Origin of the sequence: Streptosporangium sp. NPDC006013 (assembly GCF_040614275.1) — a bacterium.
Taxonomy (GTDB): Bacteria; Actinomycetota; Actinomycetes; order Streptosporangiales; family Streptosporangiaceae; genus Streptosporangium.
On sequence record NZ_JBEXUE010000055.1, the window covers coordinates 22,791 to 32,608 of the forward strand.

5 protein-coding genes are annotated in these 9,818 nt (G+C 68.8%); 3 read left to right on the forward strand and 2 right to left on the reverse strand.

Annotated elements, in window-relative coordinates; genetic code table 11:
- Nucleotides 1-105 precede the first annotated feature (105 nt).
- Nucleotides 106-2,418 carry a molybdopterin-dependent oxidoreductase gene (locus ABZ260_RS11645; protein WP_355615824.1) on the reverse strand — a complete coding sequence of 771 codons (2,313 nt, stop codon included), beginning with the start codon at nt 2,416-2,418 and terminating at the stop codon, nt 106-108.
- A 1,480-nt stretch (nt 2,419-3,898) separates the two neighbouring features.
- Between ABZ260_RS11645 and ABZ260_RS11650 the strand changes: the two genes are divergently transcribed.
- The 3 genes from ABZ260_RS11650 (at nt 3,899) to ABZ260_RS11660 (ending at nt 7,764) form a co-directional block, all read left to right on the forward strand.
- Nucleotides 3,899-5,005, forward strand: coding sequence for a M4 family metallopeptidase (locus ABZ260_RS11650; protein WP_355615826.1), 1,107 nt, complete (start codon nt 3,899-3,901; stop codon nt 5,003-5,005).
- 10 nt (nt 5,006-5,015) lie between these two features.
- The gene (locus ABZ260_RS11655; protein ID WP_355615828.1) at nt 5,016-5,336 is read left to right on the forward strand and encodes a protealysin inhibitor emfourin; all 321 of its coding nucleotides are present in this window, start codon (nt 5,016-5,018) and stop codon (nt 5,334-5,336) included.
- A 703-nt stretch (nt 5,337-6,039) separates the two neighbouring features.
- Nucleotides 6,040-7,764 (forward strand): S8 family serine peptidase, encoded by a 1,725-nt coding sequence (locus ABZ260_RS11660; protein ID WP_355615830.1) that lies wholly within the window; start codon nt 6,040-6,042, stop codon nt 7,762-7,764.
- Between the two features lie 69 nt (nt 7,765-7,833).
- Here ABZ260_RS11660 and ABZ260_RS11665 read toward each other — a convergent pair whose 3' ends face one another.
- On the reverse strand, nt 7,834-9,633 hold the full coding sequence (locus ABZ260_RS11665) for a family 78 glycoside hydrolase catalytic domain (protein WP_355615832.1): 1,800 nt from the start codon (nt 9,631-9,633) through the stop codon (nt 7,834-7,836).
- Between the last annotated feature and the right edge of the window lie 185 nt (nt 9,634-9,818).

The window sequence follows — 9,818 nt, forward strand, 5'->3', positions numbered from 1 at the left end:
ACATAGGGGTCCGTATCAATCCAGGTCAGAGGATATTTCGTTGGAAATTTCTTCATTGCTACTGGGACCCCTCCTCAGACCCCGAAGAGGCAGGAAGCTTTCGTCTCAAGGCTCGAGGCTTGGTGGTGAAAAGGCGAGCACATCGGGAAGGGGGCTGTCGTAGCGCTCAACGTCGACCAGCGCACTGAGAGCACTCGGTCCTTGGGACAGGCGCGAGCACGGCCGATCCGCGGTGAGAACGTTCGGATTACCGTGGCGGTCCAACGTTCCGTTCAGGCCTGGCTGGACCGGATCCCACCACGCCCCCGTGGACAGTTGCACGACGCCCGGCATGACGTCGTCCGACAGGACCGCGCCCGCGAGACAGCTACCTCGATCGTTGTAGACGCGCACGATCATGCCGCTCTCGATGCCGCGCGACGCAGCGTCCAACGGATTCATCGTCACGGGCTCACGACCACCGATCTTCGAACTGAGACTGCGGCCACCGTTGTCGTACTGACTGTGCAGGCGTGAGGCCGGCTGATTCGAGATCAGGTGCAGCGGGAATCGGTCCGACAGATCGGCACGAAGCCACTCCACTGGTTCAAACCACTTCGGATGCCCGACGCAGTCGTCGTAGCCGAACGAGTCGATCTCCTCGGAGAAGATCTCGATCCGGCCCGACGGCGTCAGTAGGGGGAAACGCTGCGGATCTGAGCGGAGGTCCTCGAAACTGCCGGGGAACGGTCCGGTCGCCGCCGGCAGCTCAGCGGTGGAGCTGCGCCAGAAGTCGTCGAAGCTCGGCAAGGCGGCATCGCCGCCGAGCTTGGCCCTCGTCTGCTCGTAAAGGTGTCGGACCCACTCGATCTCGGAGCGCGACTCCGTGAACTCCCGCTCGTACCCGAGCCGGGAGGCCAAGGCGGCGAAGATGTGGTGATCGGTGCGCGACTCGCCCGCCGGCTCGCGGACCTTCGGCATCGCGACGATGTGGGGGTCCGAAAATCCGGCGGCGAAGTCGTCGCGCTCCAGGCTGGTGGCGACGGGCAGCACGATGTCCGCGAACTTGGCCGTGGTGTTCCACCAGGCTTCGTGAACCACCACCGTGTCAGGGGTCTGCCAGGCGCGCGCCAACCGATGGAGATCTTGGTGGTGGTGGAACGGGTTCCCTCCACACCAGTAGATCAGGCGAAGCTCGGGCAACGTGAGGCGCTGGCCGTCGTAGTCGATGGTCTTGCCCGGATGCAGCAGGGCATCGGCGATCCTTGCCACTGGGATGAAATCCGGAACAGGGTTGGAAACCTCGGGTATCGTCCCCACGAAGGGGCGATCTGGGGCAACGCCTGTCGCGTCCATCGTCGCGTACCCTGCGCCCCAGCCGCAGCCAGGCCGACCCATCGAGCCCGCCATGGCGGCCAGTACGACAGACATCCAGATCGGTTGTTCACCATGGTCTGCCCGTTGCACCGCGTAGTTGACCATGATGAGAGAACGCTGGGTGGTGAGGCGGCCAGCGAGGTCGGTGATCGCGTCGCGGCTGATGCCCGTGATCTTCGCTGCCCAGGCAGCATCCTTCGGGATGCCATCGAGCTCGCCGACCAGGTAGGAGGTGAAGCGATCGAACCCGATGCAGCACCGGCGAAGGAAGTCCTCATCGTGCCACCCGTTGACCAGCATCGTGTGTGCGATGCCGAGCATCGCGGCGGTGTCGGTGTTGGGGATGACGGGCAACCATTCGGCGTCGAGGAAGCCGGCGGTATCGCTGCGGATGGGGCTGATGTTCACGAAACGCACCCCAGCCTCACGGCACTGGCGTTGCAGGTTCTGCGTCTGGTGCCTGGCCAGCCCACCAGGGTTGATCTGGCTGTTCTTGAGGGCAAGCCCTCCAAACGCCACCACAAGCTCACAGTTCTCGGCTATCTCACCCCACATCGGCATCCGGGACTGGTAGCTCCACGGATGGCCGCCGATCACATGAGGGAGGATGACCTCCAACGCCGCGGTGCTGTAGGTGTTGCGAGAGTCGGTGTATCCCCCTCCCAGCGCCAGGAACCGGTGGAGCTGACCCTGCGCGTGGTGGAACCTGCCCGCACTCGCCCAGCCGTAGGACCCGCCGAACACCGCGCTGTCTCCGTGCTGTGAACGAACTCGACGGAGTTCATCGCTCACCAGCGTGATCGCATCGTCCCAGCTCACCTCCACGAAGGCGTCCGTACCTCTGGCCGTGTCGTGGGCGCGCGGCTCGCCGTTCAGCCAGCCCTTGCGCACCGCGGGGCGCAACACGCGAGCGCTATCGTCGGCGGCTGTCACCATTCCGGGGCCGATCGGCGATGGCACGGGGTCATCGTGCCTCGGCTCGATTCGCACCAACCGGCCGGAATCGACTACGGCGATATAACTACCCCAGTGCGTCGCAACCGACATGCGTCGTTCCACCATGCATCAACTCCGCCTCTGAAGTTTCCCCCCGATCTTGGGCAGTGGTCGCTTACGTTGCGGGGGTGATGTGTTGCAAGGGGTTCCCCTCGGGCCTGTCCACGCCGTCCGACCCGCGGGAAAGAGCCGCGATTGCCCGTGCGAGGCCCGTCAAGTAGATATCCAGATCCTGGATGTATCTTGTCTTTCGCACTATAACGCGAGCAAATTCGACTCCGAAAGAGCGCTCTCAGAAAATTATTCTGTCGGTAGACAGTCCCTCCAGGTGCGGGTAGAGAGAGTGCAAGTCGGAATTTTCCATTTCCTCCTACTTTCTTGGCATATCTACGAGTTCCATGGCGTTGTAGAGTGCATGGTGGCGGTGCTGGCCACCCGACCTCTTGGATATGTGGTCATTTGCCTGGGACCCCCGTTGCGGAGGGCCGGTCTCGGCAAACCCGAACGGCTCCGTGCCGGCGATGCGCCAGCCGCGCAACGACCTTCGCTAACCTCAATCGTTCGTGCGCCCAGCAGAGCGGAGGTGAAGCCGTGACGTAGCGGCTGATCTGTCTGTTCGTAAGCTCGTCGTCGCTTGCCGGTGGAAGTCCGGTCCGGGTAGCTGCCAGGAGGCCCGGTAGCAGGCTGGCGGTCTCGTCTGGAAACGGGCGGGGGCGAAGCCCAGCGTCAAAGGCCCTTTCAAGGGGGAGCAACGATGCGGTCCGTAGCATGAAGCGAAGCCTGCGGCGTCGTTAGAGGTCCCGGCCATTGGTCGGGAACCAGGGAGAGCTGAGCCCCCGAATCCAGGGCGAAGGCCACGGACGCGGTGAAGAGCCTGGAAGCGCAGCCGTCAAGGACTCCCCGGCGTATGGGGCGCGGAACGTGTCGATAGTGGCGGCGGGAACTGGGGAGGCCCTCCCCGGCCCGGCAACCTGCGGAAATTATGTTGCCGGAGCGTGGCGTCCTATAACCGGTCAACGCCGGGAAATGGATGGTCGGCCGGGTGGGCGTCGGAGGCGGCCGTAGTACCGATCGAGCCGACCGGACAACACAACCGGCGGTGAGGGAAGGGCCGCTGCTTCGTCGATGCGCAGTGTCTGTCGAGGGGGGCCCGGTGAGTGCCGGTCAGGCTAGTCCCGCCGCCAAGGGATCGCGGGAACCACGGGTTCCGCGTGATCCGGTCCGAGCCTTGCAGCATGTGCTGTACCGGGCGGCCAAGGCCGATCCCGGACGTCGATTCCACGCGCTGTATGACAAGGTCTGCCGCAGAGACGTGCTGCAGTGCGGGTGGGTCGCGGTGCGCGCCAACAACGGCGCACCCGGTATCGACAAGACCCGCATCAGGCGGTGCGTTTCTCGTGTACTCCGGCCGTGCCCGCGTTACGGCTCCGGGGAGGATGGAGTGCCGCTTCGCGGGTTCAACCACTCCGAACCAGGCGTTCCTAACTTCGCGGGTGAGTATGGCGATACTCGTGCGCTCACCAAGAACGGCGATGATTCTTGGCGTATGACTACCTTCGACAGCATGCCAGCGTGCTGCATCGCGCCCCCCGACCTGCTCGAGGCGGTCGCCGAGCAGGGCACCCCCGAGGAGCGGGAGGCGGCGCTCCGGACCCTGACCGCGTCGGAGACCTCCCGGGCGCAGCGCGCGTCGGTCACCGGCGCGCTGAGCCGGCTCACCCTCACCATCGCCGACGTGGCGCCCGCCCCCGGCATGGTACGTACCGTCTACGACGCGGAGAACGGCGGCGACTTCGACCTTCCCGGGAAGAAGAGGCGGGGGGAGGGCGATCCGCCGTTCGGTGACGCGGCGGTCGACGAGGCGTACGACGGGGCGGGGGCCACCTACGACTTCTACCGGACCGTCTTCGGGCGCGACAGCATCGACGGGCGGGGGCTGGAGATCGTCTCCTCGGTCCACTACGGGAACGACTACGACAACGCCGCCTGGATCGGCTTCCAGATGATCTACGGTGACGGCAGCGGGCAGATCTTCAACAAGGGGTCCCTCACCAAGGCCGTGGACATCGTCGCCCACGAACTTACTCACGGCATCACCCAGTTCACCGCGCACCTGGTCTACAGCAAGCAGTCCGGGGCGCTCAACGAGTCGTTCTCCGACGTCTTCGGGTCCCTCGTCAAGCAGTACGGCCTCGGGCAGAGCGCGGAGCAGGCCGACTGGCTGATCGGCGAGGGCATCCTGGGCAGCGCCCTGCGTGGGACGGCCCTGCGGTCGCTGAAGGCGCCGGGGACCGCCTGGTCGACCCCCACGGGCGGCCGTGACCGCCAGCCCGCGCACATGCGCGACTACCTGGACCTGCCCGACGACGGCAACCCCTCCAACGACCACGGAGGTGTCCACCTCAACTCCGGCATCCCCAACCACGCCTTCTACCTCGCCGCCATCGCCATCGGCGGCAACGCCTGGGAACGCGCCGGCCGGATCTGGTACGTCACCCTCACCGAGCGGCTCCGGCCGCGCTCCGACTTCCGGCAGGCCGCGGAGGCGACGGTGGAGGTGGCGGGGGAGCTGTTCGGCGCCGACGGCGACGAGCAGCGCAAGGTACGCGCCGCCTGGCAACAGGTCGGGGTTCTCCAGGCGGGGCCGGTTTAGGATCGTGCCCATGAAGGTGTCGATCGTCCGGGGGGGCGGCATCGCCGGTCTGGTCATGACCACCACGGTCGACTCGGCGTCGCTGGCGCCGCAGGAGGTCGCCGAACTGCGCTCCAGGGTGGAGCGGGCCGGGCTGTCCGATGCGCCGGAGCGCTCCGGTGCCTCCAGCGGGCAGCCCGACCGCTTCGACTACGAGCTGACCGTCGAGGACGGCGGCCGGGCGCACACGGTGCGCGTCGGCGAGGGCGACCTTTCCGGCCCGCTCCACGCGCTCATCTCGTACGTGACCTCGCTGCCGGGCAGGCAGGAGCGGGTCGGCCCGCCCGGCTGACCCCGCTCGGGTGCCGGAGGGAGTGTCACGCCGAGCGGGTGCGACCCGTTCCGGTGATGTCCGGACGGGCCGCACCGCAGAGTCGCTACGAGGTCAAGGGGCCAGGCGGTGCAGGTCGCGTGGGAACAGGGTGGTGCGGCGGGTCCTCGTCGGTATGGGCGGCCAGGAGTTCCCGGGCCTGGGTGAATCTGCGGGACGGCCTTTTCAGGACAGCCGCCGTCGGCTCTCTTTCGCCTGTCCTGGTCCCGTGACCACTCGTCACCGTCAACGTGTCGCCGGAAGAGTACGCGTGCGCTGTCATGTCTCGCAGCCGTGATCGCGGCGTGTCTCGTAGCGGTCTCGCCGAGAGGGGCCGTCCTCGCCCGGATCCTTCTGGCAGACCCGCCGGGCTCGCTGTGCCGGAGACCTCGGTCGCGCGGAAGGCCCTGTAGGTCGCGAATCGGATCCCGCGCCGAATTTCGGTGCCGGTGACGCCTCATCCCCTTTTGAAGGGGATTTCACAGTGCGAAATTCCGTGCCCTCGTTGGTTTTGGAGTGGGAATCCTCATGTGCGGGTTCGGTGATGGCATGATTCGCCAATGCGTGCAGGTCACAGGGGCAGTGAGATTTCTGGTGTTTGTTGGATCGATTACACCTTGGCGGCAAATATCTACACGCTCGGATTGTCGGTGTGGGGGGTCTTTTGACGATGTTGGAGGTAAATGTGAAACGGGTCATCATCGCCGTGGCCGTCACCGCCCTCGCGGCAGCCGCGCCGATGCCCCGGGCGCAGGCCCGGCGGGTGATCGCCGAACCGGGCGCGGAGGTCGAGTACGTCGTGCTGTACACCGAGGGCGCGCGTCCCGCCGACGCCCAGCGGGTCATCAGGGCGGCGGGCGGAAGCATCCTCAAGGAGAACGCCGCGGTCGGCGTCGCCACCGTCACGACGAGGAACACCGGCTTCGCCGAGGCGGTGCGCGACGCCGACGCGATCGACGACATCGCCCACAACCGGTCCATCGGCCGCGTGCCCACGACCGCCAGGGGAGTCACGGGCCGCCCGGCGGTTCAGGCCAGGGCGGTGGAGAAGGCCGGTGACGGCGCCCCCGCCGCCTCCACCTTCGGCGGGGCCGCTCCCACCGCGGAACCGCTGTCGGAGCTGCAGTGGGACATGAAGCAGATCCACGCGACGGTGGACGGCTCCTACCGGCACCAGCAGGGCGACCCGGGCGTGCTGGTCGGTGTCATCGACACCGGCGTGGACGGCTCCCACCCCGACATCGCGCCGAACTTCAACCGCGAGCTGAGCCGCAACTTCACCGTCGACATCCCCGTCGACGCCGACGGCAACGAGGTCGACGGCCCGTGCGCGGCCGAACCGGACCACTCCTGTAACGACCCGGCGGACGTCGACGAGAACGACCACGGCACGCACGTGGCGTCGTCGATCGCCTCACCCGTCAACGGGCTCGGCATGTCGGGCGTGGCCCCCAAGGTCTCGATCGTGAACCTGCGGGCCGGGCAGGACTCCGGCTTCTTCTTCCTGCAGCCCAGCGTCGACGCGCTGACCTACGCCGCCGACATCGGCGTCGATGTGGTCAACATGAGCTACTACATCGACCCGTGGCTGTTCAACTGCGTCGACAACCCGGCGGACTCCCCGGCCGAGCGGCTGGAGCAGGCCACGATCATCAAGGCCGCCCAGCGGGCGCTCACCTACGCCTACAACAGGGGCGTGACCCTGGTGTCCGCGGCGGGCAACGGTGCCACCGACTACACCAAGGAGCTCGCCGACGGCTCCAGTCCCGACTTCGTCGGCTCCCCCGGCGAGCTGCCCCGCCCGCGCACGATCCCGCCGAGCTGCGTCTCCATGCCCAGCGAGGGCAGGCATGTGATCTCGGTCTCCTCGACCGGGGTCAGCGGGCGCAAGGCGTACTACTCCGACTACGGCGACGGTCACGTCGACGTGGCCGCCCCGGGGGGTGACGTCTACGACACCGGGGACGGCACCCGCGACGTCACCAGGGCGACGCTGGCGGCCTACCCCGAGGCGCTGGCCAGGCAACGCGGTCAGCTCAACCCCGACGGCACGCCCAACGTCACCAGCGTGGTCCGCAGCTGCCGGGGCCAGGCCTGCGCCTACTACCAGTATCTTCAGGGCACCTCGATGGCCTCGCCACGCGCCGCCGGGGTGGCCGCGCTGATCGTCGCCAGGTTCGGCCGGCCCGACCGGGTGCACGGTGGCAAGACGCTGCATCCCGCCGTCGTGGAGATGGTGCTCAAGGGCACCGCGACCAGGACGGCCTGCCCCGTCCCGGCCGCCCACACCTACACCAGGCACCTGCCGACCGGCGGCACGGCGACCGCGACGCACACCTGCGAGGGAGGCGGTCCGCATAACGGCTTCTACGGCTACGGGATCGTCGACGCCCTGCGGGCGGTGCGCTGACCCGAACCCGGTGTCCGGCCCGAACCCGGTGTCCGGCAGGCGGCCCCTCCCCGCGCGGAGGGGAGGTGGTCAAAGCTCGTCCCAGGCGGAGAGCAGCGGGTCGGCGGCGGCGGCCGGAGCCGTGATCGACCAGCGGCCCGACGGCAGGTCCAGCGAGCACGAGCCGTCGGCCAGCCGCCTGGTGGGGAGCCGCTCGGCCAGCCCCATCAGGAAGGTGCCGTTGACGGTCATGCCGTCCCAGGTGCCGTGGACGGGGAGCACCGCGCGGGCGGTCACGCCGGGCGGGACGCGGAAGACGAACTGCAGGCCGTCGGGCCCGGCGCGCCATCCCGACTCGACGGTGCCCGCGGGGCTGTCGTACCTGGCGTGCGCCTGCCGCAGCAGCGGGACGGGCCCCGGGCGCAGCAGCGGTTCGGTGAACCCGCCGCTCACCCCGCGGGGGTCGTCGCCGACCCCGGCGACGTGGCGGAAGAGCCAGTCGCCGACGCAGCCGTAGGCGTAGTGGTTGAAGGAGTTCATCGTCGGGGTGTGCATGCCCCGCCGGTGGTGCCAGGCGTCCCACCGCTCCCACATGCTGGTCGCGCCCGCCCGCAGCTGGTAGCGCCAGGAAGGGTGCCCCTCCTGGTTGAAGACCCGGCAGGCGACGTCATGGTGGCCGGTCTCCGAGAGCGTCGGCAGTAGCAGCGGCGTGCCGACGAAACCGGTCATGAGCCGGTGGCCGTCCGCCCTGACCAGCTCCGCGAGCGCGGCCGCGGTCCGGGCGCGGTGCTCAGGCGAGACGAGGTCCCAGGCCAGGGCGAGAGCGTACCCGGTCTGGGTCTCGGTGCGCAGCTGGTGTTCGGTGAGGAAGGCCCGCTGGAAAGCGCCCGAGACCATGGTCGAGGCCTCGCCGTACTCCCTGGCGTGCGGCTCGCCGAGCACGCCGGCGACGTCGGCGATCAGGCGCAGGCTCCGCGCGAGGGCGGCGGTGGCGATCAGGCTCTTGGGCGTCTCCACGGTTCCGGGGGCCAGCCAGTCGCCCAGCGCCCGGCCGGGGCGGACCCCGTCGTCACACTGCGCCAGGCAGTAGTCGGCCCAGCGCCGCATCGGCCCGTACGCCCGGCGCAGGGTCCGGTCGTCGCCGTAGCGCCGCCACAGCAGCCAGGGCACCTCCACGATCGCGTCTGACCAGACCGGCGAGTCGAACCCGTACTCGGGCAGTACCGGGGCCACGTGCGGGACGGCCCCGTCCCGCCGCTGGCCGTCGATCAGCGTCGTCACCCAGCCGGAGAGGAATGCCTGGGTGTGCCGGAGGAAGCTCAGCGTCGAGGCGAACACCGAGATGTCGGCGGTCCAGCCGGCCCGTTCGTCGCGCTGCGGGCAGTCCATGGGCACGCTGAGCAGGTTGCCCTCGGCGGAGGCGACGATGTTGGAGACCAGCTGCCTGACGGCGGGGTCGGAGGCGGTCAGGGTGCCGGTGACGGGTAGCGCCGAGGACAGGAGCACCGCCTCGGCGTCGCCCGCGGACATGCCGCCCGGCCATCCGGTGACCTCGGCGTAGCGGAACCCGTGGAAGGTGAACGCGGGCTCCGCGACATGGCGTCCGGCGGGGAGCAGGAACTCGTCGCGCTGCTCGGCCGTGCGCAGGTTGGCGTCGTAGAGGCGGCCGGTCGCGGTGAGCTCCTCACCGTGGCGGACCACCAGATGGACCGGGTACGGCGTGTCGATCCGCAGCCGGAGCCGCCCCACGACATTGCGGCCGAAGTCGAGCAGGTGAACGCCGGGGACGGGCTCGGTGACCGACACCGCGGCCAGGGTGCCGATCTCCCGCACCGGGGGAGCGGGGTCGGCCTCCACCAGCAGGCCGGGCGGCGGCTGCGCCACGGCCACGGCCCGCTCCCGGCCGGAACCCGTGAGCCGCGCGGTTCCGGCCCGGCCGGGTGGGGTTTCGCCGGTGCGGGGCGAGGGTTCGAGATCGGGCGGCCTGGATGACCACCACCGACGGCCCGACCCTCTTGAAGACATCGGCCAGCGTGAGCGTCACGCTGGGCGTCGGCGTCGCGCTCGGCACGGGC